At 64.3% G+C, this 26,894-nt stretch carries 23 protein-coding genes and 1 pseudogene; 19 read left to right on the plus strand and 5 right to left on the minus strand.

Annotated elements, in window-relative coordinates:
* Positions 1 to 133 precede the first annotated feature (133 nt).
* Positions 134 to 2,389, plus strand: coding sequence for an Orn/Lys/Arg family decarboxylase (locus ACZ5BO_RS16315; RefSeq protein ID WP_464701041.1), 2,256 nt, complete (start codon positions 134 to 136; stop codon positions 2,387 to 2,389).
* Between the two features lie 14 nt (positions 2,390 to 2,403).
* Positions 2,404 to 3,019: pseudogene (locus ACZ5BO_RS16320) on the plus strand (GNAT family N-acetyltransferase); the annotation flags it as partial.
* Here the strand turns inward: ACZ5BO_RS16320 and ACZ5BO_RS16325 are convergent.
* Positions 2,988 to 3,881 carry a LysR family transcriptional regulator gene (locus tag ACZ5BO_RS16325; protein WP_464701043.1) on the minus strand — a complete coding sequence of 298 codons (894 nt, stop codon included), beginning with the start codon at positions 3,879 to 3,881 and terminating at the stop codon, positions 2,988 to 2,990. The pseudogene ACZ5BO_RS16320 and the gene ACZ5BO_RS16325 overlap by 32 nt on opposite strands.
* A 194-nt stretch (positions 3,882 to 4,075) precedes the next feature.
* Positions 4,076 to 4,312 carry a hypothetical protein gene (locus ACZ5BO_RS16330; protein WP_025128336.1) on the minus strand — a complete coding sequence of 79 codons (237 nt, stop codon included), beginning with the start codon at positions 4,310 to 4,312 and terminating at the stop codon, positions 4,076 to 4,078.
* Between the two features lie 229 nt (positions 4,313 to 4,541).
* Between ACZ5BO_RS16330 and ACZ5BO_RS16335 the strand changes: the two genes are divergently transcribed.
* From ACZ5BO_RS16335 to ACZ5BO_RS16345, 3 genes are all read left to right on the plus strand, one after another.
* The gene (locus ACZ5BO_RS16335; RefSeq protein WP_464701045.1) at positions 4,542 to 5,099 is read left to right on the plus strand and encodes an NADPH-dependent FMN reductase; all 558 of its coding nucleotides are present in this window, start codon (positions 4,542 to 4,544) and stop codon (positions 5,097 to 5,099) included.
* A gap of 126 nt (positions 5,100 to 5,225) precedes the next feature.
* Positions 5,226 to 5,573: a metalloregulator ArsR/SmtB family transcription factor gene (locus ACZ5BO_RS16340; RefSeq protein ID WP_464701047.1), complete on the plus strand. Its 348-nt coding sequence runs from the start codon at positions 5,226 to 5,228 to the stop codon at positions 5,571 to 5,573.
* A 39-nt stretch (positions 5,574 to 5,612) separates the two neighbouring features.
* Positions 5,613 to 6,899: an arsenic transporter gene (locus ACZ5BO_RS16345; RefSeq protein WP_464701049.1), complete on the plus strand. Its 1,287-nt coding sequence runs from the start codon at positions 5,613 to 5,615 to the stop codon at positions 6,897 to 6,899.
* A gap of 420 nt (positions 6,900 to 7,319) precedes the next feature.
* Here the strand turns inward: ACZ5BO_RS16345 and ACZ5BO_RS16350 are convergent, their stop codons facing one another.
* Positions 7,320 to 8,297, minus strand: coding sequence for a DUF1853 family protein (locus ACZ5BO_RS16350; protein WP_464701051.1), 978 nt, complete (start codon positions 8,295 to 8,297; stop codon positions 7,320 to 7,322).
* 162 nt (positions 8,298 to 8,459) lie between these two features.
* Here ACZ5BO_RS16350 and ACZ5BO_RS16355 point away from each other — a divergent pair, with 162 nt between their 5' ends.
* From ACZ5BO_RS16355 to pepN, 6 genes are read left to right on the plus strand one after another with little or no spacing between them, the layout of a single operon-like run.
* Positions 8,460 to 9,350 carry an NAD(+) kinase gene (locus tag ACZ5BO_RS16355; protein WP_007920913.1) on the plus strand — a complete coding sequence of 297 codons (891 nt, stop codon included), beginning with the start codon at positions 8,460 to 8,462 and terminating at the stop codon, positions 9,348 to 9,350.
* Positions 9,347 to 10,321, plus strand: coding sequence for a metallophosphoesterase (locus ACZ5BO_RS16360; protein ID WP_177330261.1), 975 nt, complete (start codon positions 9,347 to 9,349; stop codon positions 10,319 to 10,321). The genes ACZ5BO_RS16355 and ACZ5BO_RS16360 overlap by 4 nt, the downstream gene beginning before the upstream one ends.
* Complete coding sequence (locus tag ACZ5BO_RS16365) at positions 10,318 to 11,187, plus strand: rhomboid family intramembrane serine protease (RefSeq protein WP_025128342.1); 870 nt, start codon at positions 10,318 to 10,320, stop codon at positions 11,185 to 11,187. The genes ACZ5BO_RS16360 and ACZ5BO_RS16365 overlap by 4 nt, the downstream gene beginning before the upstream one ends.
* Before the next feature lie 15 nt (positions 11,188 to 11,202).
* Positions 11,203 to 11,463: a YeaC family protein gene (locus ACZ5BO_RS16370; RefSeq protein ID WP_025128343.1), complete on the plus strand. Its 261-nt coding sequence runs from the start codon at positions 11,203 to 11,205 to the stop codon at positions 11,461 to 11,463.
* The gene (locus ACZ5BO_RS16375; protein ID WP_464701056.1) at positions 11,460 to 12,290 is read left to right on the plus strand and encodes a DUF2797 domain-containing protein; all 831 of its coding nucleotides are present in this window, start codon (positions 11,460 to 11,462) and stop codon (positions 12,288 to 12,290) included. The genes ACZ5BO_RS16370 and ACZ5BO_RS16375 overlap by 4 nt, the downstream gene beginning before the upstream one ends.
* Before the next feature lie 12 nt (positions 12,291 to 12,302).
* Positions 12,303 to 14,960 carry an aminopeptidase N gene (pepN, locus tag ACZ5BO_RS16380; protein ID WP_464701058.1) on the plus strand — a complete coding sequence of 886 codons (2,658 nt, stop codon included), beginning with the start codon at positions 12,303 to 12,305 and terminating at the stop codon, positions 14,958 to 14,960.
* Between the two features lie 154 nt (positions 14,961 to 15,114).
* On the opposite strand, the gene ACZ5BO_RS16385 is transcribed toward pepN, so the two are convergent.
* Positions 15,115 to 16,779, minus strand: a complete 1,665-nt coding sequence (locus ACZ5BO_RS16385; protein ID WP_464701060.1) for a SulP family inorganic anion transporter — start codon at positions 16,777 to 16,779, stop codon at positions 15,115 to 15,117.
* 417 nt (positions 16,780 to 17,196) lie between these two features.
* Here ACZ5BO_RS16385 and ACZ5BO_RS16390 point away from each other — a divergent pair, with 417 nt between their 5' ends.
* From ACZ5BO_RS16390 to ACZ5BO_RS16425, 8 genes are all read left to right on the plus strand, one after another.
* On the plus strand, positions 17,197 to 18,246 hold the full coding sequence (locus ACZ5BO_RS16390) for a WD40/YVTN/BNR-like repeat-containing protein (RefSeq protein WP_025128347.1): 1,050 nt from the start codon (positions 17,197 to 17,199) through the stop codon (positions 18,244 to 18,246).
* Positions 18,247 to 18,278: 32 nt separating this feature from the next.
* Entirely contained in the window at positions 18,279 to 20,654 is a 2,376-nt protein-coding gene (locus ACZ5BO_RS16395) for an efflux RND transporter permease subunit (RefSeq protein ID WP_025128348.1), read from the plus strand.
* Between the two features lie 290 nt (positions 20,655 to 20,944).
* A complete protein-coding gene (locus tag ACZ5BO_RS16400) occupies positions 20,945 to 21,238 on the plus strand; it encodes a DUF5629 family protein (protein ID WP_025128349.1) in 294 nt (97 codons plus the stop codon).
* Positions 21,225 to 22,400 carry a lactonase family protein gene (locus tag ACZ5BO_RS16405; protein ID WP_464701063.1) on the plus strand — a complete coding sequence of 392 codons (1,176 nt, stop codon included), beginning with the start codon at positions 21,225 to 21,227 and terminating at the stop codon, positions 22,398 to 22,400. Before ACZ5BO_RS16400 ends, ACZ5BO_RS16405 begins: the two co-directional genes overlap by 14 nt.
* 155 nt (positions 22,401 to 22,555) lie before the next feature.
* Positions 22,556 to 22,735, plus strand: coding sequence for a hypothetical protein (locus tag ACZ5BO_RS16410; RefSeq protein WP_025128351.1), 180 nt, complete (start codon positions 22,556 to 22,558; stop codon positions 22,733 to 22,735).
* Positions 22,736 to 23,061: 326 nt separating this feature from the next.
* Complete coding sequence (locus tag ACZ5BO_RS16415; RefSeq protein ID WP_256244329.1) at positions 23,062 to 23,187, plus strand: hypothetical protein; 126 nt, start codon at positions 23,062 to 23,064, stop codon at positions 23,185 to 23,187.
* Positions 23,188 to 23,299: 112 nt separating this feature from the next.
* The gene (locus tag ACZ5BO_RS16420; protein ID WP_177330258.1) at positions 23,300 to 23,476 is read left to right on the plus strand and encodes a hypothetical protein; all 177 of its coding nucleotides are present in this window, start codon (positions 23,300 to 23,302) and stop codon (positions 23,474 to 23,476) included.
* The gene (locus ACZ5BO_RS16425) at positions 23,476 to 23,736 is read left to right on the plus strand and encodes a hypothetical protein (protein ID WP_464701066.1); all 261 of its coding nucleotides are present in this window, start codon (positions 23,476 to 23,478) and stop codon (positions 23,734 to 23,736) included. The genes ACZ5BO_RS16420 and ACZ5BO_RS16425 overlap by 1 nt, the downstream gene beginning before the upstream one ends.
* A 59-nt stretch (positions 23,737 to 23,795) precedes the next feature.
* On the opposite strand, the gene ACZ5BO_RS16430 is transcribed toward ACZ5BO_RS16425, so the two are convergent.
* Positions 23,796 to 26,894, minus strand: a complete 3,099-nt coding sequence (locus ACZ5BO_RS16430) for an efflux RND transporter permease subunit (RefSeq protein ID WP_025128353.1) — start codon at positions 26,892 to 26,894, stop codon at positions 23,796 to 23,798.

A 26,894-nucleotide genomic window follows, 5' to 3' on the forward strand; every position in this document is an offset into this window, starting at 1 on the left:
GCGGAGCGGCCAATTATCCCAGGGCGACGTTTTGTTACACCCTCTCCCTGCCCGGGGTGACACGAAGCGCCCCCAGCTTCTACCCTGAGTTCCATTGGCGGAGCCCACCCGCCGTCTCAGGACGCCCAGCCCCATGTATAAAGACCTGCAGTTTCCGATCCTGATCGTGCACCGCGACATCAAGGCCGACACGGTCGCCGGGGACCGGGTGCGGGGCATTGCCCGAGAGCTGGAAAAGGACGGTTTCAGTATTTTCTCCGCCGTGGACTATGCCGAAGGTCGGCTGGTTGCCGCGACCCATCACGGCCTGGCCTGCATGTTGATCGCCGCCGAGGGGGCCGGGGAAAACACCCACCTGCTGCAGAACATGGTCGAGCTGATCCGCCTGGCCCGGGTGCGGGCGCCACTGCTGCCGATCTTCGCCCTGGGCGAGCAGGTGACCCTGGAAAATGCGCCTGCCGACGCCATGAGCGAGCTCAATCAGCTGCGGGGCATTCTCTACCTGTTCGAGGACACGGTGCCGTTCCTGGCCCGGCAGGTGGCCCGGGCGGCACGCAATTACCTTGATGGCCTGCTGCCGCCTTTCTTCAAGGCCCTGGTGCAGCACACCGCCGACTCCAACTATTCCTGGCACACCCCGGGCCATGGCGGTGGTGTGGCCTATCGCAAGAGCCCGGTGGGGCAGGCGTTCCACCAGTTCTTCGGTGAGAACACCCTGCGCTCGGACCTGTCGGTCTCGGTGCCGGAGCTGGGCTCGCTGCTGGACCACACCGGCCCTCTGGCGGAAGCCGAGGCACGAGCGGCGCGCAACTTCGGCGCGGATCACACGTTCTTCGTGATCAACGGCACCTCCACCGCCAACAAGATCGTCTGGCACTCCATGGTTGGCCGCGATGACCTGGTGCTGGTGGACCGCAACTGCCACAAGTCGGTGCTGCATTCGATCATCATGACCGGGGCCATCCCCCTGTACCTGTGTCCGGAACGCAACGAACTGGGGATCATCGGGCCGATTCCCCTGAGCGAGTTCAGCCCCGAGTCGATCCAGGCCAAGATCGACGCCAGCCCGCTGACCCGTGACCGGGCGCCCCGGGTCAAGCTGGCGGTGGTCACCAACTCGACCTACGACGGTTTGTGCTACAACGCCGAACTGATCAAGCAGAGCCTGGGCAACAGCGTCGAGGTTTTGCACTTCGACGAAGCCTGGTATGCCTACGCGGCCTTCCACGAGTTTTTCTCCGGGCGCTACGGCATGGGCACTTCCCGCAGCGCCGACAGCCCCCTGGTGTTCACCACCCATTCGACCCACAAGTTGCTGGCGGCCTTCAGCCAGGCCTCGATGATCCATGTGCAGGACGGCGGCGCCCGGCAGCTGGATCGGGACCGTTTCAACGAAGCCTTCATGATGCACATCTCCACTTCGCCGCAGTACAGCATCATCGCCTCCCTGGATGTGGCCTCGGCGATGATGGAAGGGCCCGCGGGGCGCTCACTGTTGCAGGAAATGTTCGACGAGGCCCTGAGCTTTCGCCGGGCCCTGGCCAACCTGCGGCAGAACATCGCCGCCGATGACTGGTGGTTCTCGGTATGGCAGCCGGAGCGGGTCGAGGGCATCGACCAGGTGCGCACCGGAGACTGGCTGCTGGAGCCGGAAGGCGAGTGGCACGGTTTTGCCGGGGTCACCGATGACTATGTGCTGCTCGATCCGATCAAGGTGACCCTGGTGATGCCGGGCCTGACCGCTGGCGGCGCCCTGAGCGAGCACGGGATTCCCGCGGCGGTGGTCAGCAAGTTCCTCTGGGAGCGCGGGCTGGTGGTGGAGAAGACCGGGCTCTACTCGTTCCTGGTGCTGTTCTCCATGGGCATCACCAAGGGCAAGTGGAGCACGCTGCTGACCGAGCTGCTGGAGTTCAAGCGCAACTACGATGCCAATGCCAGCCTTGCCAGTTGCCTGCCCAGCGTGGCCGGCCAGGACCCGCAGCGCTATCAGGGCATGGGCCTGCAGGACCTGTGCGACCAGTTGCATGCCTGCTACCGCAGCAACGCCACGGCCAAGCACCTCAAGCGCATGTACACGGTGTTGCCGGAGGTGGCGATGAAACCCGCCGACGCCTACGACCATCTGGTGCGCGGCGAAGTCGAAGCGGTGTCGATTGACCAGCTGCAAGGGCGCATCGCTGCGGTGATGCTGGTGCCGTATCCGCCGGGGATCCCGCTGATCATGCCCGGTGAGCGCTTCACCGAGTCGACCCGCTCGATCATCGACTACCTGGCCTTTGCCCGAGCCTTCGACAGCAGCTTCCCGGGGTTTGTCGCCGACGTGCACGGGCTGCAACATGACGACCAGGGCAATGGACGGCAATACACCGTCGATTGCATCAAAGCGTGAGGAGTTTCCCCACTATGCAGCCCGCTGTTAATCCCCGGTACCCGGGCCTGGCGATCCGCGTCGCCGATGAAGGTTTTGCCCCTTATGTCTGGGGCAGTGATTTCAGCTTCCAGGTCGGCGCCTACGCCGAGGCCGAGCGCGGTGTGTCGGTCAGTGACTGGCCGTTGCGCCAGATCGTGCCTTACCGCAAGTGCTATGGCATCGACCCGGAAGAGTTCAGCAGCTACCGCAACGCAGCGGACAGCGAGATTTTCATGGCCTTCCTCGACGACCAGCCGGTGGGCCACATGGTCATCAGTACCAACTGGAACGGCTACGCGCATATTGACGAGCTGGCGGTGCATGCACCGGCGCGACGCCATGGCGTGGCCCGGGCGCTGCTGGAGGTGGCGCAGTTCTGGAGTCGCAAGAAACAGTTGCCGGGGGTGATGCTGGAGACCCAGAACAACAACCTGGGCGCCTGTCGCCTGTATGAGCGTTGCGGCTATGTGGTGGGCGGCGTGGATCACCTGCGCTATCGCGGCATCGATGCGCAAACCAGCGAGGTGGCGATCTTCTGGTACCGATTGTTTGCCGATGAGCCCGAGCTTGCCCAGCCTTAGCCCGCCAGCAGTGCCTCGGCCTGCTCCGTCAGCAGTTGCAGCAGGGCATCCAGCAGTGGCGAGCCGTCGCTGCCGGCGCGGCGCAGGGCATACAGGGTGACGCTGACCGGGGGCGACAGGGGGCTGACATCGAGCCCGGCGCTGCGCGCGCCGGCGGCGGTGAAGGGGTCGACGATGGCCAATCCTTCGCCGGCTTCCACCAGGCTGCTCATCATCTGGTAGGTCTGTACCCGGGTCTGGATCACCGGGCTGGGTCGCAGGTTCTGCAGTTTGCCGGTAAGCACCAGGCTCAGCGGGTCCTGGCCTTCGAGGCCGACCATGGCCTGGCCGGCCAGGTCCTGCAGGGCCACGTATTTTTGCTTGGGCTGCAACCAGCCATGGGGGGCGATCAGGAACAGCTTGCCCTGGGCCAGGACCTGGCTGTCGATGTCCGGGTGCTCGGGGTCGTAGAGGCTCAGGCCCAGGTCGCAGTCGCGCAGCAGCAGGCTGTCGACCATCGCCCGGGTGCTCTGGCTGCGCAGGCTGCAGGGGGTGTCGGCGAAGCGCCGGCGCAGGGCGGCAATGCACCGGGGGAGAAGTTGTTGCACCAGGGGCGGGGTGCCGATGATGCGCAAGGGTGGCGCCTGGTGAAACCTCAGGCTGTCGGCCAGGCGTTGCACCGGTTCGAAGGCGTCATAGACTCCGGTGATCGCCGCTTGCAGTTCGCGGGCCTCGCGGGTGGCCTGCAGGCGTCCACGCACGCTGGCAAACAGCATGAAGCCCAATTGGCCTTCGGCATCGCGCAGCAGGGCTTCGACCTCGGCCACCGACAGTTGCAGCAACTCGGCGGCGGTGCCCAGGTGAGCGGTTTGCAGGAGCGCCTGAATCACTTCGATATGACGTAAACGCATGCTTGAAATCCATATCCAGCCGGTTGGGGAGTCAAGCATCGAATCCTACCCCAAGTGCAGGCCAGGAATCTGTAGCCGCGGCCCCGGGCCGCGAGAGGGGCCGCAAGGGCTTCAGCGCTGTTGCAATCGCCGCGTGGGTGGCCACGAGCTGCGGCGCCGGCCTGCGGCTGCTCGGCACACGGCGAGGTGTGGGGTCACTCGCTCACGTACGTCTCGGGTTCACGCACTATGGTCACGTCCGACTGCACCAGCAGAAACTGGTTGTCATCGAGCTTCTTGACCCGGTCGCCAATCGCCAGGCGATAGGTGGTCACGGGCTCCGAGCCGGCCAGGCCTTCCTCCGAGGGCATGGATTCCTGGAATTCGTGCACTGAATACACTCGTCCCTCGGCATCTCTTGCATGGAATTGTCCGACAAGTACTGCTGCCATCTTTTAGAGCCTCTGGAGATAAAACACGCAAATTTCGGTGCTGTAGACCCAGAGGGTACGGGGTAAGTTTTGCCGGCAGGAAAAAATATTCCGCCCATGGCCGTGGCGCAGCTCCGGGCCGTGTCGCACGGCGGGGCCCAGGACAAAAAATTGCCGGTGCCGGGTAGCAGGCAACCCCTCGGCTCATCTATAACTAGGGCCTTCCTCAAGCGAACGGTTGGAGTCTTCCATGAGCAATGTCTACAAGGTCGCAGTGCTGGTCGGCAGTCTGAGAAAACAGTCCCTGAACCGCAAGGTCGCCCTGGCGCTGGCCGAGCTGGCGCCCGCCAACCTGCAGTTGAACATCGTCGAGATCGGCGACTTGCCGTTCTACAACGAAGACATCGAGGCAACGCCGCCGGCGGCCTACACCCATTTTCGCGAGCAGATCAGCGCCGCCGATGCCGTGTTGTTCGTGACCCCGGAATACAACCGTTCGGTACCGGCCGTGCTGAAGAACGCCATCGATGTCGGTTCGCGCCCTTATGGCAAGAGCGCCTGGGGCGGCAAGCCCGGCGCGGTGATCAGCGTTTCCCCGGGGGCCATCGGCGGCTTCGGCGCCAACCACCACCTGCGCCAGTCCCTGGTGTTCCTCAATGTGCCGTGCATGCAGCAGCCCGAAGCCTACCTGGGCGGCGCGGGTTCGGCGTTCGACGAGTCCGGCAAGCTGTCGGAGGCCACCCGGCCGTTCCTGCAGGGCTTCATCAATGCCTATGGGCAATGGGTGGAACAGCAGAAGAAGGACTGAGCACCTGCACGGCGGCGGGCGGGTTCCTTCTGGTACCTGCCTGCCGGCAATGCCCGGGGTAATCCGCGCTTTACCGCATATACGAAATTCCATATATTTGCCGCTCCCGTTCCAGGAGCGCAGCTGGTGTCCGTCTCTCTCAATCCTGCCGAGTTGTTCAAGGCCCTGGCCGATGAAACCCGCAGCCGCATCGTGCTGCTGATCACCCGGGAAGGGGAGCTGTGCGTCTGCGAACTGACGGCTGCCCTGGACCTGAGCCAGCCGAAGGTTTCCCGGCACCTGGCGCTGTTGCGCGGTTGCGGCCTGCTGGCCGACCGGCGCCAGGGGCAATGGGTCTACTACCGTCTGCACCCCGGCCTGGACGGCTGGGCCCACAGCCTGTTGCACGGCACCTTGCAGGGCAACGGCCCCTGGCTGGCGGAGGATGTGCAGCGCCTGCAAGCCATGGCCGACCGTCCGCAGCGCTGTTGCTGAGTCCCGCTCATTTACGATCCTCTTCAAAGGCGGTTGCCCATGTTGATTGCGGTATTGATTTTCCTCCTGACCATCACCCTGGTGATCTGGCAGCCCAAGGGCCTGGGAGTGGGCTGGAGCGCAGTGCTGGGGGCAGTCCTGGCGCTGCTCTGCGGGGTGGTGCAGGTTGCCGATATCCCGGTGGTGTGGCAGATCATCTGGAATGCCACTGGCACCTTCGTCGCGCTGATCATCATCAGCCTGTTGCTGGACGAGGCCGGTTTCTTCGCCTGGACGGCCCTGCACGTGGCGCGCTGGGGCCGGGGCCGGGGCCGGCGCCTGTTCGCCTACATGGTGCTGCTGGGGGCCCTGGTGTCGGCGCTGTTCGCCAATGATGGCGCGGCGCTGATCCTGACGCCCATCGTGATTTCCATGCTCCTGGCCCTGCGCTTCAGCGCAGCCACCACCCTGGCCTTCGTCATGGGCGCCGGGTTCATCGCCGACACCGCAAGCCTGCCGCTGGTGGTATCGAACCTGGTGAACATCGTTTCCGCGGACTTCTTCAAGATCGGCTTCAACCGCTACGCAGCGGTGATGCTGCCGGTCAATCTGGTGAGCGTGGCCGCGACCCTGGCGGTGCTGCTGTGGTTCTTCCGCCGCGACATACCCCAGGACTACGATCCGCAACAGCTGGCGCTGCCTGCCAGTGCAATCCATGACCGGGCCACCTTCATCGCCGGCTGGTGGGTACTGCTGATTCTCCTGGCAGGCTGCTTTGCCCTGGAGCCGCTGGGCATTCCCATCAGCGCGATTTCGGCTGCGTGCGCCACCTTGCTGCTGGTGATCGCTGCCCGGGGCCATCGGATCTCCACTCGCAAGGTACTCAAGGAAGCACCCTGGCAGATCGTGATTTTCTCCCTGGGCATGTACCTGGTGGTCTATGGCCTGCGCAACGCCGGACTCACCGCTCACCTGGCCGGTTGGCTCGACGGTTTTGCCAGCGGCGGAATCTGGGGCGCGGCCCTGGGCACCGGCTTGCTGACGGCCGGACTGTCGTCGGTGATGAACAACCTGCCGACAGTGCTGATCGGCGCCTTGTCCATCGATGCCAGCCAGGCCAGTGGGGTGGTCAAGGAGGCGATGATCTACGCCAACGTCATCGGCAGCGACCTGGGGCCGAAGATCACCCCCATCGGTAGCCTGGCCACCTTGCTCTGGCTGCATGTACTGGAGCGCAAGGGCATTCATATCGGCTGGGGGTATTACTTCCGTGTCGGCATCGTGCTGACCCTGCCGGTGTTGTTGATCACCTTGGTGGCGCTGGCGTTGCGCCTTTCCCTGGCCTAGCGCGAGCCCAGCCCAGGAACCGGCTTGCCGGCGAACAGACCCGTGGGCCTTGCGCCGGTCTTGCGGACGCCTTCGCTGGCAAGCCAGCTCCTACAGGTCCCAGGTGATTGCGCTGCTCCCCCGTAGGAGCCGGCTTGCCGGCGAAGAGGCCCGTGAGCCTGGCGTCGGTCTTGCGGACGCTTTCGCTGGCAAGCCAGCTCCTACAGGTCCCAGGTGATTGCGCTGCTCCCCCGTAGGAGCCGGCTTGCCGGCGAAGAGACCCGTGAGCCTGGCGCGGGTCTTGCGGACGCTTTCGCTGGCAAGCCAGCTCCTACAGGTTCCAGGTGATTGCGGTGCTCCTCCGTAGGAGCCGGCTTGCCGGCGAAGAGGCCCGTGAGCCTGGCGCCGGTCTTGCGGACGCTTTCGCTGGCAAGCCAGCTCCTACGAGGGGCGGTCTCTGGGTGTGAGGGCCTGGGGTGTGGGGACGTTGGGCCAGAGATCGGCCACCAGGAACAGCCGCTCGGCTTCTTCCCAGTCGCCTTCCGGGGTTTCCTCCAACCTGACCAGTAGCTGCGCAGGGGCGTGGGGCTCGAGTTCGGCCAGCCATTGCTGCAGCTGTGCAGCGCTCCAGGTGTGCTCGGCCGGGTAGTGCGCCGGCGCCAGCCAGGCGTGGCGGGGCAGGGGTTGCCAGCGTCCCGGGGGGCTCTGGACGATGAACGCGGGCCAGTCCCGCTGGTGCAGCCAGCGCCCGTGCAGGTGCTGCGGGTGCGCCCCGCGCGGCGATTCGGCGTGGCCCGGCCAGGGGTAGAGCAGGTAACCCCCCAGCCACAGGTGGGCGCTGAACTGCTGGATGCCCAGCGCCTCCAGGGCCTCGCGGCTTTCATCGCGGGCGGAAATCGGCAGTTGATGCTCGTCCAGGTGCGCCAGCTTGCGGTCCAGGCGGTCGTGGCAGCCAGGGCCAAGCCATTGCGCGCTATCGACGCCATTGCCGTGCTGCGGCCCCAGGTACAGCTTGATCGCCAGCTCCAGGTGATGCACACCCTCGGCATCGCGCAGCAGCATGTCCAGTTCGCCCAGGGTATGGCCGCCACGCCGGATCGGCAGGTTGGCCGCCAGCAGCTCGACGCCGGGGGCATGTTGCACGGCAAATTGCCAGAGGCGTTCGTAGTACAGGCCCAGGCGCCGGGTCGGGCCCCGGGTCAACCACTGGCGCAGGGCGTTGCTGTCCAGGTCCAGGCGCCTTAGCCAGTGGGCCAGCAGTTGCGGCGCCTGCACCCAGTCGCTGCCGGCCAGGGGGTGGCGCTGTGGCCAGGGCGTCTGGCTGAGCATCGGCGGCGCGAGGATGACCCAGGCGAGGTCGCGGACTTCAGGTTGACGCAACTGGCGGGGGAGGTTAAGCAGATCCGGGAACAGGAGCATGTTGCGAGCATAGACGCAAACCCGCCTCGATCGCGATAAATGCGTGCCACTCGCAGTTGCGCACGGGGTTGCTAAGCCCGCGTGGCTGAAAGGATTTTGTCTAACGCCGGGTTTCGCCCATAATCCTCAGTTTCGCCCGTACCCGAACCCCGCAGGAGCCCCATGGAGCAGTTTCGCAATATCGGCATTATCGGTCGCCTGGGCAGTTCCCAGGTGCTGGACACAGTGCGCCGACTGAAAAAGTTTCTGCTGGCCCGCCACCTGCACGTGATCCTCGAGGACACCATTGCCGAGGTGCTGCCGGGCCATGGCCTGCAGACCTCCTCGCGCAAGTTGCTGGGCGAGGTCTGCGACATGGTCATCGTGGTCGGCGGCGACGGCAGCCTGCTGGGTGCCGCCCGGGCCCTGGCGCGGCACAACATCCCGGTGCTGGGGATCAACCGCGGCAGCCTGGGCTTTCTCACCGACATCCGTCCCGATGAGCTGGAGGTCAAGGTCGCTGAAGTGCTCGACGGCCACTACCTGGTGGAGAACCGCTTCCTGCTGCAAGCCGAAGTGCGCCGGCATGCCGAGGCCATCGGCCAGGGCGATGCACTGAACGACGTGGTGCTGCACCCGGGCAAGTCGACGCGGATGATCGAGTTCGAGATCTATATCGACGGCCAGTTCGTCTGCAGCCAGAAGGCCGACGGCCTGATCGTCGCCACGCCGACGGGCTCCACCGCCTACGCGCTGTCCGCCGGCGGGCCAATCATGCATCCCAAGCTGGATGCCATTGTGATTGTGCCGATGTACCCCCATACCTTGTCTGGAAGGCCGATCGTGGTCGATGGCAACAGTGAGCTGAAAATCGTCGTGTCCAAAGATATGCAGATCTATCCGCAAGTCTCCTGTGACGGCCAGAACCACTTTACCTGTGCGCCGGGCGATACCATCACGGTCAGCAAGAAGGCACAGAAACTGCGCCTGATCCACCCGCTGGACCACAACTACTACGAGGTCTGCCGGACCAAGCTTGGCTGGGGCAGCCGACTGGGCGGTGGAGGCGACTGATGCTCGATCCCGCGCGTAGCTACGACCTGATTGGTGACGTGCACGGTTGCGCCCTGACCCTGGAGCACTTGCTGGATCGGCTCGGTTATCACAAGCAGGGCGGCGTCTGGCGGCATCCGTCGCGCATGGCGGTGTTTCTCGGTGACATCATCGACCGCGGCCCGCGGATCCGTGAGTCCCTGCATATCGTCCACGACATGGCCGAGGCCGGACAGGCGCTGTGCATCATGGGCAATCACGAATTCAATGCCCTGGGCTGGAGCACGCCTGCGCCCGCCGGCAGCGGCAAGCAGTTCGTGCGCGAGCACACCCCGCGTCATGCCCGGCTGATCCACGAAACCCTGACCCAGTTCGAACAGCACCCCGGGGACTGGCACGACTTCCTCGAATGGTTCTACGAGCTGCCGTTGTTCGTCGATGCCGGACGCTTCCGGGTGGTGCATGCCTGTTGGGATGGGGGATTGATCGCGCCCTTGCGCCAGCAGTTCGCCGACGGTTGCATCGACCGGGCCTTCCTCGAAGCGTCGGCGCTGCCCGACAGCTTTGCCAGCATGGCCTTCGACCGCCTGCTGCGTGGCACTGACATGCGCCTGCCCCATGGCCTGACCATGACCAGTGGCGATGGCCTGACCCGGGCGTTCTTTCGCACCAAGTTCTGGGAGGACGACCCGCAGACCTACGGCGACATCGTGTTCCAGCCCGACGCCTTGCCCGATCCAGTGGCGCGCACGCCGCTGTCCCCGGCCGAGAAGAACAGCCTGCTGCGCTACGGCGCCGACGAACCCATGCTGTTCGTCGGTCACTATTGGCGCAGCGGCAAGCCGGCGCCGATCCTCCCCAACCTGGCGTGCCTGGACTACAGCGCGGTGCTCTACGGCAAGCTCGCCGCGTACCGCCTGGACCAGGAAGAGCGTCTGGACCCGAATAAATTTGTCTGGGTCGACGTCGAGCGACCCGAGGTATTGCGATGAGTGCGGTAGCGGTATTGCGCCTGCCCCTGACGGTGGACCTCAGCGGCTTCATCAAGCTGCTGCAGCGTATGCAGGTACCCCATCGGGTCAGCGAAGAGGCGGGGGAGCAGGTGCTCTGGGCGCCCGAATCCATCAGCGAGGACGTGCGCGGCCTGTACCAGCGCTTCCCCCAGGGCGATCCCGAGCAGCAACTGGATATCCCTCAGGCGGCCGCTCCCGCGCGCGTCGGCATTGCCCAGCAGTTGCGCCGCAGCCCGATCACGGCGCTGATCCTGCTGCTGAGCCTGGCGGTCTGCGGCATCACCTTGCTGGGGGACAATCTGCAGACGCTGAGCTGGTTCACCTTCCTCGATTTTCGCGTGGCGGGCGACTACATCCAGTTCACCCCCCTGGCCGACAGCCTGGCAGCGGGGCAGTGGTGGCGCCTGGTGACGCCGATGCTGGTGCACTTCGGCATCCTGCACATCGCCATGAACGGCATGTGGTACTGGGAGCTGGGGCGGCGCATCGAGATGCGCCAGGGCAGCATCAACCTGCTGGGCCTGACCCTGCTGTTCAGCCTGGTGTCCAACTACGCGCAATATTATTTCAGTGGCCCGACCCTGTTCGGCGGCCTGTCCGGGGTGCTCTACGGTTTGCTCGGGCATTGCTGGATCTATCAATTGCTGTCACCCAACCCCATCTACCGCCTGCCTCGCGGGGTGCTGGTGATGATGCTGGTGTGGCTGCTGCTGTGCCTGTCCGGGCTGGTCTCGATGATCGGTTTCGGGGAAATCGCCAACGCCGCCCACGTTGGCGGCTTGCTTATCGGATGCCTCACCGGTCTGTTGGGCGGCTTGTACAGCCGCCGTCGACTGGCCCTTTAAACGCTGGAGTCTTGTATGTCGTCCTTTGTCGAAATGATCGAAAACATCACCCCCGAGATCTACCAGAGCCTGAAGCTGGCCGTAGAGATCGGCAAATGGTCCGATGGCCGCAAGCTCACCACCGAGCAGCGTGAACTGTCCCTGCAGGCGATGATCGCCTGGGAACTGCAGAACCTGCCGGAAGACCAGCGCACCGGCTACATGGGCGCGCAGGAGTGCGCCTCGAAGTCCGAGCCGGTGCCGAACATCCTGTTCAAGTCGGATGCCATCCATTGATCGAGATCGGCCGCGGCTCCATCAGCAAAATGTCGGCGCGCCTTGACGGGCCGAACGTTGAATACGCTTTTCGCCTGGGCGACAGCGAGGTACCGGTCAACCCGTTGATCGGCAGCAGCCTGCGCCTGGAATACCTGGGGGCGATCCATTGCTCCCACTGCGGACGCAAGACCAAGACCAGCTTCAGCCAGGGCTATTGCTACCCGTGCATGACCAAGCTGGCCCAGTGCGATCTCTGCATCATGAGCCCTGAGCGCTGCCACTACGACGCCGGTACCTGCCGCGAGCCGTCCTGGGGCGAGCAGTTCTGCATGACCGACCACGTGGTCTACCTGGCCAACTCCTCGGGGATCAAGGTCGGCATCACCCGTGCCACCCAGTTGCCGACCCGCTGGCTCGACCAGGGCGCGAGCCAGGCGCTGCCGATCATGCGCGTGGCCACCCGCCAGCAGTCGGGCTTCGTCGAAGACCTGTTCCGTTCCCAGGTGGCGGACAAGACCAACTGGCGCGCGCTGCTCAAGGGCGATGCGCCGGCCGTTGACCTGGTCGAGGTGCGCGAGCAGTTGTTCGCCTCCTGCGCCGAGGGCCTGCTGGCCCTGCAAGAGCGTTTCGGCCTGCAGGCGATCCAGCCGGTGACTGACCTTGAGCCCCTGGAAATCCGTTACCCGGTCGAGCAGTACCCGACCAAGATCGTCAGCTTCAACCTGGACAAGAATCCGATTGCCGAAGGCACGCTGATGGGGATCAAGGGCCAGTACCTGATCTTCGACACTGGCGTGATCAATATTCGTAAGTACACGGCCTACCAGCTCGCCGTGCATCAGTAGAAGGAATTCGCCATGCGCACCGATCAACCGAAGATGATCTACCTGAAGGACTATCAGGCCCCCGAGTACCTGATCGACGAAACGCACCTGACCTTCGAGTTGTTCGAGGACCACAGCCTGGTCCATGCGCAGCTGGTGATGCGTCGCAACCCGGCCCGTGGTGCCGGCCTGCCGCCTTTGGTGCTGGATGGCCAGCAGCTGGAGCTGCTCTCGGTGGCCCTGGGCGACCGTGAACTGACGGCCGCCGACTACCAGCTCGACGACAGCCACCTGACCCTGCACCCCACCAGTGCCAGCTTCACCCTGGATACCAGTGTGAAGATCCACCCGGAAAGCAACACCGCCCTGGAAGGCCTGTACAAGTCCAGCGGCATGTTCTGCACCCAGTGCGAGGCCGAAGGCTTTCGCAAGATCACCTATTACCTCGACCGCCCGGACGTGATGAGCACCTTCACCACCACCGTGGTGGCCGAGCAGCACCGCTACCCGGTGCTGCTGTCCAACGGCAACCCCATCGCCAGCGGCCCCGGCGAAGACGGCCGGCACTGGGCGACCTGGGAAGACCCGTTCATGAAACCGGCCTACCTGTTCGCCCTGGTGGCCGGTGACCTGTGGTGCGTCGAAGACAGCTTCCGCACCATGAGCGGTCGCGATGTGGCGCTGCGCATCTATGTCGAGCCGGAAAACATCGACAAGTGCCAGCACGCGATGAACAGCCTGAAAAAATCCATGCGCTGGGACGAAGAAACCTACGGCCGCGAGTACGACCTGGACATCTTCATGATCGTCGCGGTCAACGACTTCAACATGGGCGCCATGGAAAACAAGGGCCTGAACATCTTCAACTCCAGCGCCGTGCTGGCCCGTGCCGAAACCGCCACCGACGCCGCTCACCAGCGGGTCGAGGCGATTGTCGCCCACGAGTACTTCCACAACTGGTCGGGCAACCGGGTGACCTGCCGCGACTGGTTCCAGCTGTCGCTCAAGGAAGGCTTCACGGTGTTCCGCGATGCCGGTTTCTCCGCGGACATGAACTCGGCCACGGTCAAGCGCATCCAGGACGTGGCCTACCTGCGCACCCACCAGTTCGCCGAAGACGCCGGCCCCATGGCCCATGCCGTGCGCCCGGAAAGCTTTATCGAGATTTCCAACTTCTACACCTTGACCGTGTACGAAAAGGGTTCGGAAGTCGTAGGCATGATCCACACCTTGCTCGGCGCCGAAGGCTTCCGCAAGGGCAGCGACCTGTACTTCGAGCGCCATGATGGCCAGGCCGTGACCTGCGACGACTTCATCAAGGCCATGGAGGACGCCAATGGCGTCGACCTGACTCAGTTCAAGCGCTGGTACAGCCAGGCCGGCACGCCACGCCTGGCGGTCAGCGAGTCCTACGACGTTGCTGCGAAAACCTACAGCCTGACCTTCCGCCAGAGCTGTCCGCAAACCCCGGACAAGGTCGAGAAGCTGCCGTTCGTGATCCCGGTGGAACTGGGCCTGCTGGACTCCAAAGGGGCGGGCATCGCCCTGCGCCTGTCCGGCGAAGACGCGGCCCAGGGCACGTCCCGGGTGATTTCGGTGACCGAGGCCGAGCAGACCTTCACCTTTGTTGACATCGCCGAACAGCCGTTGCCTTCGCTGCTGCGGGGCTTCTCGGCGCCGGTGAAGCTGAGCTTCCCCTACAACCGCGACCAGCTGATGTTCCTCATGCAGCACGACAGCGACGGTTTCAACCGCTGGGACGCCGGCCAGCAACTGGCGGTGCAGGTGTTGCAGGAACTGATCGGCCAGCATCAGCAGGGGCAGGCCATGGTGATGGACGAGCGGCTGCTGACGGCCCTGGGCACGGTGCTGGCGGACGAAAGCCTGGACCAGGCCATGGTTGCCGAAATGCTCTCGCTGCCGGGCGAGGCCTACCTCACGGAAATCAGCGAAGTGGCCGATGTCGAGGCCATCCATGCCGCCCGCGAGTTTGCTCGCCAGCAGTTGGCCGAGGGCCTGTTCGACAGCCTGTGGCAGCGTTATCAGGCCAATCGCCAGGTGTCCAAGGCCACGGCCTATGTGGCCGAGTCCGAGCATTTTGCCCGTCGTGCGCTGCAGAACATTGCCCTGTCGTACCTGATGCTGACCCATCAGCCGCGGGTGCTGGCAGCTGCCATCGAGCAGTTCGACAGCGCCGACAACATGACCGAGCGCCTGACCGCCCTGGCGGTGCTGGTGAACTCGCCGTTCGAGACCGAGAAGGCCAAGGCCCTGGCGGTGTTCGCCGAAAACTTCAAGGACAACGCCCTGGTCATGGACCAGTGGTTCAGCGTCCAGGCTGGCAGCCCGCTGCCCGGTGGCCTGGCGCGGGTCAAGGCGCTGATGCAGCACCCGGCGTTCAACATCAAGAACCCGAACAAGGTGCGGGCGCTGGTGGGAGCCTTTGCCGGGCAGAACCTGATCAACTTCCACGCGGCCGACGGTTCGGGCTATCGCTTCCTCGCCGACCTGGTGATCGAGCTCAATGGCTTCAACCCGCAGATTGCCTCGCGGCAACTGGCGCCACTGACTCGCTGGCGCAAGTACGACAGCGCCCGCCAGGCACTGATGAAGGGCGAACTGGAGCGCATCCGCGCCTCCGGCGAGCTGTCCAGCGACGTGTTCGAAGTGGTGAGCAAAAGCCTCGCCTGAGGCTTGTATCGCCCCTGGCATCGCCTTCGCTGGCAAGCCAGCTCCTACGGTGACCCAAGGCCATCGCATACCCCCCGTAGGAGCCGGCTTGCCGGCGAAGAGGCCCTCAAGCCTTGTATCGCTCCCGGCATCGCCTTCGCTGGCAAGCCAGCTCCTACAAGAACGGTGGTGGTGGGGAGGCAGCGGGGATTCTGCTCTGTAGCGCTTCGCTCAAGTCGCGGTGATAGTTCTGCGCGCCGATGGCGTGCAGGATGCCCACCCGCTCCAGCTTGGCGTGCACCCTGAGGTTGGCTTCGCACAGCTTCACCGCGATCCCGCGCTTGTGCAGTTGCTCGATCACTTCCTCGAAGGTCTGCAAGCCGGTGATGTCCATGAAAGGCACGTGCCTGAGGCGGATGATCAGCAGCTGCGGATCGCTGTGGGTCTGTGCCAGAGCCCGCTCGAAGGTTTCTGCCGCACCAAAGAACAGCGGCCCTTCGATGGTGTAGACCAGCACCCCCGGCGGCAGGTGCAATTGCCCGCTGCTGTGCAGTTCGCTCTGCAGATCCTGCTCCACCACCTGTTGCACTTCCACCGAGGAAGCCATGCGCCGCAGGAAATGCAGCATGGCCAGGATCACGCCGATATTCACCGCGATCACCAGGTCACTGAACACGGTCAGGACAAAGGTGCAGAGCAGGATCGCCACGTCGGCCCGCGGTGCCCGTTGCAGCATGCGCTTGAAGTGGTGCAGCTCGCTCATGTTGTAGGCCACCACGAACAGGATCGCCGCCAGGGCGCACAACGGGATATTCGCCGCCAGCGGCGCGAGGAACAGCACGATCAGCACCAATACCAGCGCATGGGTGATGCCCGCCAGCGGGCTGTTGCCACCGTTGCGGATATTGGTGGCGGTACGGGCGATGGCGCCGGTGGCGGCAAAACCGCCCAGCAGGGGCGTCGCCAGGTTGGCGAGGCCCTGGCCGATCAGTTCCTGGTTGGAGTCGTGGCGGGTGCCGGCCATGCCGTCGGCGACCACCGCCGACAACAGGGATTCGATGGCCCCGAGCAGGGCGATGGCAAACGCCGGGCCGATCAGGTCCAGGACCCGCGGCAGGCTGATCTCCGGCAACTGCAACGATGGCAGGCCCTGGGGAATGCCACCGAAGGCACTGCCGATGGTGGCCACGCCGTCGAACTGGAACAGTGACTGCAGGGCCGTGGCCAGGGTCATGGCCAGCAAGGGCGCGGGCAGCCGTTTGAGCATTGCAATCCTTGGCACCACCAGCAACAGCCCCAGGCTCAGCAGGGCCAGCAGGGTGGTGGCCGGGTGCAGCCCGGGCAGGGCCTGCAGCAGGTGCCAGAGTTTCTGGTGAAAATACTCGCCGCCCACCGCCGGCAGGCCGAAGAAGTCCTTCCACTGGCTGACCCAGATGATCACTCCGATACCGGCGGTGAAGCCGAGGATCACCGGGTCGGGGATGAACTTGATCAGTGCCCCGAGGCGGCTGATGCCCAGCAGGAACAGGATCACCCCGGCCATCAGGGTCGCCAGTTGCAGGCCGTCGACCCCGTACTTGGCGGTGACCCCGGCGAGAATCACGATAAAGGCCCCGGTGGGCCCGGCGATCTGCACACGGCTGCCGCCGAACAGCGACACCAGCAGGCCGCCGACAATGGCGGTGTAGATCCCCTGTTCCGGCTTGACTCCGGAAGCGATGGCAAAAGCCATGGCCAGCGGCAGCGCGACCACCCCGACAATCACCCCGGCCAGCAGGTTGCGGGCCCAGTGCTGGCGCCCAAGCAGCCCGGCTTTGAAGGCCACGCGTATGGCAATCATGGCTCACTCCTGAACGTCATCGGACCTGCAACCCGCCTCGCTCATGATAGCCAAGGCAGGGGGGGAGGAACCCCGCCCTGGATCAGTGTTTGTTCCCGGAACGGGACGTTGCCCTGAGAGGCGAGGCTGAGCCGCTTCAGAGGCCTTTGCGCACGGCTGTCGGACAGGGGGCTGCAACGCCCCATCAGCCCAGTGAATGCGCTCGCATTCAAGGCGACGACGGGGGCGGGGTGATTAACAAAAGATAACGTGGCGTCGATTGTCAGACCTTTCGAAAGCCCGATAGGATAGCCCGCAGCCAAAGGGGCTCTAGATTGCAGGTTTCAGAACGATCGTCGCGATCGATCCGGCCACTGCAACCCCTGAAGGCGCCCTGATAGGTCAAATGACCTGACAATAATAATGGGGGAATGGTCTATGAGTGAGCCTGTCATGGGTGTGGTTGTTGGCCGCCCGCCGGCACTGCGCACGTTCGCACTGCTGGCTACAGCGCTCTCGCTGTCGGCTGTCGTGACGTTATCGACACCGGTCCTGGCCGCTGCCAATGCAGCGGATACTGTCTACTCCATCGAATCGGCCAAGGCCGCGAAAAGCCTGATGCTCGATGTGGTCCACGCCGGCAAGCGCCTGGTGGCGGTGGGCGATCGCGGGCACATTCTCTATTCCGACGACCTGGGGGCCAACTGGACCCAGGCCAAGGTGCCGACCCGGCAATTGCTCACCGCGGTGTTCTTCGTCGATGACCAGCACGGCTGGGCCGTCGGCCACGACGCCCAGGTGCTGGCCAGCAGCGATGGCGGCGCAACCTGGAGCCGTCAGTTCCAGGACCTCAAGCGTGAAGCACCGTTGCTCGATGTGTGGTTCAAGGACACCCGCACCGGCTACGCGGTGGGTGCCTACGGCGCTTTGCTGGAAACCACTGACGGCGGCCAGCACTGGGAAGACGTCAGCGACCGCCTGGACAACGAAGACCAGTTCCACCTCAACGCCATCGCCCAAGTCAAGGATTCCGGGCTGTTCATCGTCGGCGAGCAGGGCAGCATGTTCCGCTCGGCCGACGACGGGCAGACCTGGGAGCGCCTCGAAGGCCCCTACGAAGGCTCGCTGTTCGGCGTGATCGCCACCGGCCAGCCAGCAACCCTGCTGGTCTATGGCCTGCGCGGCAACCTCTATCGCTCCACGGACTTTGGCGGCACCTGGGAACAGGTGGAGCTCAACGCGGCCCGTGGCGCCCTGGAGTTCGGCCTGTCCGGCGCCACGCTGCTCGACGACGGCTCGCTGGTGATCGTCGGCAACGGCGGCAGCGTGATCCACAGCAGCGACCATGGCCAGACCTTCAGCGTGTTCAACCGTCCGGACCGCATCTCGCTGTCGGCGGTGACGGGAGCCGGCAACGGCAACCTGATCCTGGCCGGGCAGGGCGGTGTGCGGGTCGCTGCGGCAACCGGCGCTGAACTTGGCAAGTAGGCCGGGCACATAATAAGAAGGTGGGGAATTCCATGAGCAGTCATCACCAGGACAAGGCGAACTTTCTTGAGCGCCTGATTTTCAACAACCGCCCGGCAGTGATCTTCATCTGCCTGCTGGTCAGCGCCTTCCTGTTCTGGCAGGCGACCCTGATCCGGCCGTCCACCAGTTTCGAGAAGATGATCCCGCTCAAGCACCCGTTCATCGAACGGATGATGGAGCACCGCAACGACCTGGCCAACCTGGGCAACACCGTGCGCATCTCGGTGGAAGCCCGCGACGGCGACATCTTCTCCAAGGACTACATGGAGACCCTGCGGCAGATCAACGACGAGGTGTTCTACATCCCCGGGGTCGACCGTTCCGGGCTCAAGTCCCTGTGGAGCCCCAGCGTGCGCTGGACCGAAGTCACCGAGGAAGGTTTCGCCGGTGGCGAGGTCATTCCGCAAAGCTACAACGGCTCGGCCGACAGCCTGGAACTGCTGCGCAACAACGTGCTCAAGTCCGGCCAGGTCGGGCGCCTGGTGGCCAACGACTTCAAGTCCAGCATCGTTGACGTGCCGCTGCTGGAGTCCTACCCGGACCCCGAGGACCAGGGCAAGCTGCTGGCCCTGGACTACCAGAAATTCTCCCACCAGCTGGAAGAGAAGATCCGCGACAAGTTCGAGGCGCAGAACCCCAATGTGAAGATCCACATCGTCGGTTTTGCCAAGAAGGTCGGCGACCTGATCGATGGCCTGATCATGGTGGTGATGTTCTTCGGCGTGGCCTTCATCATCACCCTGGTGCTGCTGTACTGGTTCACCTGGTGCATCCGCAGCACCATCGCGGTGCTGATCACCACCCTGGTGGCGGTGGTCTGGCAGTTGGGGCTGATGCACGCCTTCGGCTTTGGCCTGGACCCGTATTCGATGCTGGTGCCGTTCCTGATCTTCGCCATCGGCATCTCCCACGGGGTGCAGAAGATCAACGGCATCGCCCTGCAGTCCAGTGATGCCGACAATGCCCTGACGGCGGCGCGGCGCACCTTCCGCCAGCTGTTCCTGCCGGGGATGATCGCGATCCTCGCCGATGCCGTGGGCTTCATCACCCTGTTGATCATCGACATCGGAGTGATTCGCGAACTGGCCATCGGTGCTTCCATCGGGGTGGCGGTGATCGTGTTCACCAACCTGATCCTGCTGCCGGTGGCGATTTCCTACGTCGGCATCAGCAAGCGCGCTATAGAGCGCAGCAAGAAGGACGCTTCCCGCGAGCATCCGTTCTGGCGCCTGCTGTCGAACTTTGCCAGCCCGAAAGTCGCGCCGATCTCCATCGCCCTGGCCCTGGTGGCCTTTGCCGGCGGCCTCTGGTACAGCCAGAACCTGAAGATCGGCGACCTCGACCAGGGCGCCCCGGAACTGCGTCCCGATTCGCGTTACAACAAGGACAACAACTTCATCATCAGCAACTACTCCACCAGCTCCGACGTGCTGGTGGTGATGGTCAAGACCGCCGCCGAAGGCTGCTCGCGCTATGAAGCCATGGCGCCGATCGACGAGCTGATGTGGAAGATGCAGAACACCGAGGGCGTGCAGTCGGCGATCTCCCTGGTGACCGTGTCCAAGCAGATGATCAAGGGCATGAACGAGGGCAACCTGAAATGGGAAACCCTGTCGCGCAACCCTGACGTGCTCAACAACTCCATTGCCCGGGCCGACGGCCTGTACAACAACAACTGTTCCCTGGCGCCGGTGCTGGTGTTCCTCAACGACCACAAGGCGGCGACCCTGGACCGTGCCGTGCATGCGGTGCAGGAGTTTGCCAGCGAGCACAACAAGGACGGCCTGGAGTTCATCCTCGCCGCCGGTAACGCCGGGATCGAGGCCGCCACCAACGAGGTGATCAAGGAGTCCGAGCTGACCATCCTGATCCTGGTCTACCTGTGCGTGGCCGGCATGTGCATGATCACCTTCCGTTCGTGGGCCGCGACCTTGTGCATCGTCCTGCCGCTGGTGCTGACTTCGGTGCTGGGCAACGCCCTGATGGCCTTCATGGGCATCGGCGTCAAGGTCGCGACCTTGCCGGTGGTGGCGCTGGGGGTGGGGATCGGGGTGGACTACGGGATCTACATCTACAGCCGCCTGGAGAGTTTCCTGCGGGCCGGCCTGCCGCTGCAGGAAGCCTACTACCAGACCCTGCGCTCCACGGGCAAAGCGGTGTTGTTCACCGGCCTGTGCCTGGCCATTGGCGTGTGCACCTGGATCTTCTCGGCGATCAAGTTCCAGGCCGACATGGGCCTGATGCTGACCTTCATGCTGCTGTGGAACATGTTCGGGGCGCTGTGGCTGCTGCCGGCCCTGGCGCGGTTCCTGATCAAGCCCGAGAAGCTGGCAGGGCAGAAGGGCAACTCGCTGTTCGCCCATTGATCTGAAGATAATCGACTCCAAGCCGCAACCTCCGGGTTGCGGCTTTTTTTTGCCGTTGCCCTGCGCTAGCTCGAGCGCGCGGCCTGAAGCGCTTGCGTGGTGAACAGTGCAGCCCTGAATCGCGGCAGTCCAATACACCGCTCTCGTCGGTGAGGTCCTTGCGGTGAAGGTGCCTTGGGCAGGTCGGTGTCGCAGGTCGCCCCCGTGGTTGCACTGGGTGCAAGATCCACTGTCAGGCAAGGTGGGTGAATCAGCTATCATTGCGCCTTTCCACCAAATGATTGAACGCTATGACCGCTGCCAACGACACTTTGCTATCTGCCCTTGAAGCCTGCGACATGCTGGAGATCGACGGTCTGCACGCCTTCGATTTCACCCTCGATGACCAGCGCCTGCTGATCGAGTGCATGGACGGCCGCGCCGCCAAGCGCTGGAGCTTCACCCTGGCCCAGGTGCAGGCCGCGACCTTCGACCAGGCGCTGCAGAGCTGGACCCTGGTAGCCGACACCGGCGAGCACCGCCTGGTGTGCATGAGTGCGTTCACTGCCCGCGACGAAGAGGAGCAAGAGCATGAAGATGCGTAATTTCTGGCCGCTGCTGATGGCCGGCAGTGTCGGTGCCATGGCGGTGCAAGCCGCGCCGGCGGAAACCCAGGAGCTGCTGGTGGGGTCCTACACCCAGGGGCAGAGCCAGGGCCTGTATCGCCTGCGCTTCAATGAGCGCACCGGGCAGATCGACTCCAAGCCGCTGCAAGTGGTCAAGAGCTCCAACCCGTCCTGGCTGACCTTGTCCAAGGACCAGAAGTTCGTGTTCGCGGTGAATGAGAACAGCCCGGGCCAGGCTGATCCCATTGGTCGTGTCAGCAGCTATAGCGTGGCGCCCAAGACCCATCAACTGAACCTGATCAACCAGGTCCAGAGCCAGGGCAACGAGCCGACCCACTCCAGCCTCAGTGCGGATGGCGACTACCTGTTTGTCAGCAACTACTCGGTGGATGTCGACCCGGGTGGCAGCCTGGCGGTGGTGCCGGTCAGCGACGATGGCCACCTGTCGCCAGTGGTGCAATTGAGCAGCCACCCGGCCAGCCGGGTCGACCCCGAGCGCCAGCAGTCGGCCCACGTGCATTCGTCGGTGCCGTCCCCGGACGGCAAGTTCCTGTTCGCCAACGACCTGGGGGCAGACAAGATCTTCGTCTACCGCTATGACCCCAAGGCCAACCCGGAGCATCCGTTGAGCCCGGCCGATCCGGCCTTCGTCCAGCTGCCGCCGGGCAGCGGCCCGCGCCACTTGCTGTTCAGCGCCGATGGCAAGCATGCCTACCTGACCATGGAGATGAGTGCCCAAGTGGCGGTCTTCGACTACCAGGACGGCAAGCTGACCCAGCGCCAACTGCTTGACCTGGCGGCGAACGGCGGCAAGGAGAAAAAGGCCGCCGGTGCCTTGCACGCCTCCAAGGACGGCCAGTACCTGTATGTCAGTAACCGTGGCGCCGCCAATCAGTTGCTGGTGTTTGCCATCGATCCGGCCAACGGCCAGCTCAAGGAGATCCAGCGGCGTTCCGTGGAGGGTGATCACCCGCGGGAATTCAGCCTCGACCCGAGCAACCGCTATGTGCTGATCGGCAACCAGAAGAGCAATGAGATCGTGGTCATCGAACGTGATGCCAAGACCGGTTTTCTAGGCAAGACCGTGCAGAAACTGCCCTTCGATTCACCCAGCGACATCAAGTTCATGGTGCGTCAATAGACCGCAGGCCCCGGGAGCCGGGGCCTGACTCCTTCTATTAATGACGCTGATAGTGGCTACTGCCGCAAAGAATTTTTTCCCTCCAACCCTCGGGAGTAAGTTTGCTTCACGGCCCACACGGGCAGGCAAGCCAACTGAATACGAGGGTTACCAGCATGAACTTCAATCTCTTCTCCGTGATCGCAGCCTCGGCCATTTCCGCCAGCGTGGCCTTGCCCGCCAGTGCCAACGTGGAAATCAGCCAGAAGAAGTCCAGCACCAACACCTACACCCAGAAGTACCTGCAGCAAAGCGCCAACTTCTACGCCGCCCTGGATCACAAAGCCCAGCAATGAACCGGTAAAAGCCGGCCGGGCGGCATTGCGCCCGCCGGTGAAAGGGCCCCTGGTCTTGTATCGCCCATGACGCCGCCTTCGCTGGCAAGCCAGCTCCTACGGTCCGCCTGAGATGTCGCCAGGCTGTAGGAGCCGGCTTGCCGGCGAAGAGGCCCCTGAGTCTTGCGCCTGCCCAGCCAGTTCCTGCGCCGGGGCATGTCGTTGCTGCGTTGTCTGTTTGCGACGCATTGCACACACCAGGCAAATTTTGCTTGGTAGTGTCATATCGCCATGTGTTTAAATTTGACGCTGAATTATTGACTCTTTCCCGAGCAAGGATCGATAGCATGGTGATGCGTCTGACCGTGGTTCTGCTGTTGCTCTATTCCACCCCCATCCTGTCCTCTGCCCAGCCTGTCGAAGGCGAGCCGGAGACTTCCCGCGAGCGTCTGAGCAGCCTGTTGCAGGACTGAGACGGGCGTTTCAAGCATCAAGAAAATTGATGATGGCTATGGATATAAACGTCTTTTTACTGGCGTTTGATTGATAGATCCTCTGGGCACGAAAACGCCTCAGGAGATCATCATGGCCCGTTCGATTCTCAGTTCCGCCAAGCACGGCGCCTACCTGGCGCTGGGGCTGTATCTGCTTGTGATGCTCTGGGCCAGCCTGGCCGCGGGCCTGCCGAGTGCTGCGGTGATCGACTCCGCCGCGGCAAGCGGCCAGGGCCCGGCGCTGCATGCCGAAGCGGGGAGACGCTGATGAAAGGGCGCCGGCTGATGATCACCGCCTTCCTCGCGTTCTTCACCAATGGTGCCAGTCTGCTGGGGTTGGGCCAGGGTTCGGCCGGAGCAGTGGCGCGGGCCATCGAATGCAATCACCAGATCGCCCATCACAGCCAGGCGGCCAAGGCTCCAGCGCTGCTGGCGGGCAACCCACCGGGCAAATCCGCTGCGGCCTTTCCCGGGCCTTTTGCCCTGGATTGCCCACAGGCACGGGTATGCCCGGCCATGGCGGCCTGAGACCAGAAGCGGGGGCAGGAAAAGAAGGGGCCCCGGAACCGGGGCCCCATGCAGCGATGTCAGTCTTTGGGCGAACCGCGTTTCACCAGCTTCATCACCACCACGAAGAATACCGGGACGAAGATCACCGCCAGGGTCGCGGTGATCATGCCGCCGATCACCCCGGTGCCGATCGCCTGCTGGCTCGCGGAGCTGGCGCCAGTGGCGATGGCCAGGGGCACCACGCCGAGGATGAACGCCAGGGAGGTCATGATGATCGGCCGCAGGCGCAGGCGCGCGGCCTGCACTGTGGCGTCGATCAGGTCATGGCCCTCGTCGTACAGGCTCTTGGCGAACTCGATGATCAGGATCGCGTTCTTCGCCGACAGGCCGATGATGGTGATCAGGCCCACCTTGAAGAACACGTCGTTGGGCATGCCGCGCAAGGTCACCGCCAGTACCGCACCCAGCACCCCGAGCGGCACCACCAGCAGCACCGAGGTCGGAATCGACCAGCTCTCGTAGAGCGCCGCCAGGCACAGGAACACGATCAGCAGCGACAGGCCCAGCAACAGTGGTGCCTGGCTGCCGGAGAGGCGCTCCTGCAGCGACAGGCCGGTCCATTCCAGGCCCAGCCCAGTGGGCAACTGGGCCACCAGGCGTTCGATTTCCTGCATCGCCTGGCCGGTGCTGTGGCCCGGGGCCGGCTCGCCGGAGACGGCAATCGCCGGGTAGCCGTTGTAGCGGGTCAGTTGCGCCGGGCCCAGGCTCCAGCTGGCGCGGACGAAGGCCGACAGCGGCACCATCTTGCCGGCGCTGTTGCGCACGTTCAGGCGCAGCAGGTCTTCGACCTGGCTGCGCTGGTCACCTTCGGCCTGGATCACCACTCGCTGCATCCGCCCCTGGTTGGGGAAGTCGTTGATGTAGGACGACCCCAGGGCAGTGGACAGCAGGCTGCCGATATCGGCAAAGGACACGCCCAGGGCGTTGGCCTGCTTGCGGTCGACCTCCAGTTGCACCTGCGGCGCTTCGGCCAGGGCACTTTCCCGGACGTTGGCCAGGATCGGGCTCTTTTCCGTAGCCTTGAGCAACTCGTCCCGGGCCTGCATCAGGGCCGCGTGGCCGACGCCGCCACGGTCCTGCAGGCGGAACTCGAAGCCGCTGGAGGTGCCCAGGCCATCGATCGGTGGCGGCAGCACGGCGTATACCACGGCATCCTTGATCGCGCTGAGGGCGGCGTTGGCACGGTCGGCGATGGACATTGCCGAATCCTTGCTGCCCCGTTGCGACCAGTCCTTGAGCGTGGTGAAGGCCAGCGCGGCGTTCTGCCCATTACCCGAGAAGCTGAAGCCGAGAATGATGGTGCTGTCGCCGACTCCCGGTTCACTGGCGTTGTGCGCTTCGATCTGCTCCACCACCTTGATCGTGCGGTTCTGGCTGGCGCCAGGCGGCAGCTGGATGTCGGTGATGGTGTAGCCCTGGTCCTCCACTGGCAGGAAGGAGGAGGGCAGGCGGCTGAACAGCAGCGCCATGATCACCAGCAGCACACCGTAGATCAGCAGGTAGCGGCCGCTGCGCTTGAGGGCATAGGTCACACCGCCCTGGTAGCTGTCGCTGAGGCGTTCGAAGCGCCGGTTGAACCAGCCGAAGAACCCCGTGCGTTCATGGTGTTCGCCCGCCGCGATGGGCTTGAGCAGGGTGGCGCACAGGGCCGGGGTCAGGGTCAGGGCGAGGAACGCCGAGAACAGGATCGAGGTGGCCATGGACAGCGAGAACTGCTGGTAGATCACCCCCACCGAGCCGGGCATGAAGGCCATGGGGATGAACACCGCCACCAGCACCAGGGTGATGCCGATGATCGCCCCGGTGATCTGCTGCATGGCCTTGCGCGTGGCTTCCTTGGGCGACAGGCCTTCGGTGGCCATGATCCGCTCGACGTTCTCCACCACCACGATGGCATCGTCCACCAGGATGCCGATGGCCAGCACCATGCCGAACATGGTCAGCACGTTGATCGAGAACCCCAGGGCCAGCATGGTGGCGAAGGTGCCCATCAGGGCCACCGGCACCACCAGGGTGGGGATCAGGGTGTAGCGGATGTTCTGCAGGAACAGGAACATCACCAGGAACACCAGGACCATGGCTTCGGCCAGGGTGTAGATCACCTTGGTGATCGAGACCTTGACGAAAGGCGAGGTGTCGTAGGGGATCTTGTACTCCACACCGGCCGGGAAATAGCGCGACAGCTCATCCATCTTGGCGCGGATCAGGGTCGCGGTATTCAGCGCGTTGGCCCCGGGGGACAACTGCACGCCCACCGCGGTGGACGGCTTGCCGTTGAGGCGGGTGCCGTACTGGTATTCCTGGCTGCCGACTTCCACCCGCGCCACATCGCCGATGCGTACCGTGGAACCGTCGGGGTTGGCCCGCAGGACGATATCGGCAAACTCTTCAGGGCTGGACAGCTGGCCCTTGACCAGGATGGTCGCGGTGATTTCCTGGCTGGCGGGGTTGGGCAGGTCGCCGATGCTGCCGGCCGGAACCTGGGCGTTCTGCGCTGCCACCGCGGCGTTGACGTCGGCCGGGGTCAGGTTGAAACCGATCAGTTTCTGCGGGTCGAGCCAGATCCGCATGGCCCGCTCGGCACCGTACAACTGGGCCTTGCCGACGCCATCGAGGCGGCGGATCTCGTTCATCACGTTGCGCGCCAGGTAGTCGCTGAGGGCAACATCGTTCAGGCGCCCGTCACTGGAGGTCAGGGTGATCAGCAAGAGGAAGCCGGCGGACACTTTCTCCACCTGCAGGCCTTGCTGGGTCACCGCCTGGGGCAGGCGTGGCTCCACCGCCTTGAGGCGGTTCTGCACGTCGACCTGGGCCAGTTCCGGGTTGGTGCCCGGCTGGAAGGTCGCGGTGATGGTGGCACTGCCCAGGCTGCTCTGGGACGAGAAGTACAGCAGGTGGTCGGCACCGTTGAGCTCCTGCTCGATCAGGCTGACCACGGACTCGTCCAGGGTCTGCGCCGATGCGCCAGGGTAGGCGGCGTAGATCTCGATCTGCGGCGGCGCCACGGTGGGGTACTGCGCCACCGGCAGCTGGGGAATCGCCATGGCGCCCGCCAGCAGAATGAAGAAGGCGACCACCCAGGCGAATACCGGGCGGTCAATAAAGAATTGCGGCAT

The sequence above is a fragment of the Pseudomonas sp. FFPRI_1 genome, from assembly GCF_055384485.1.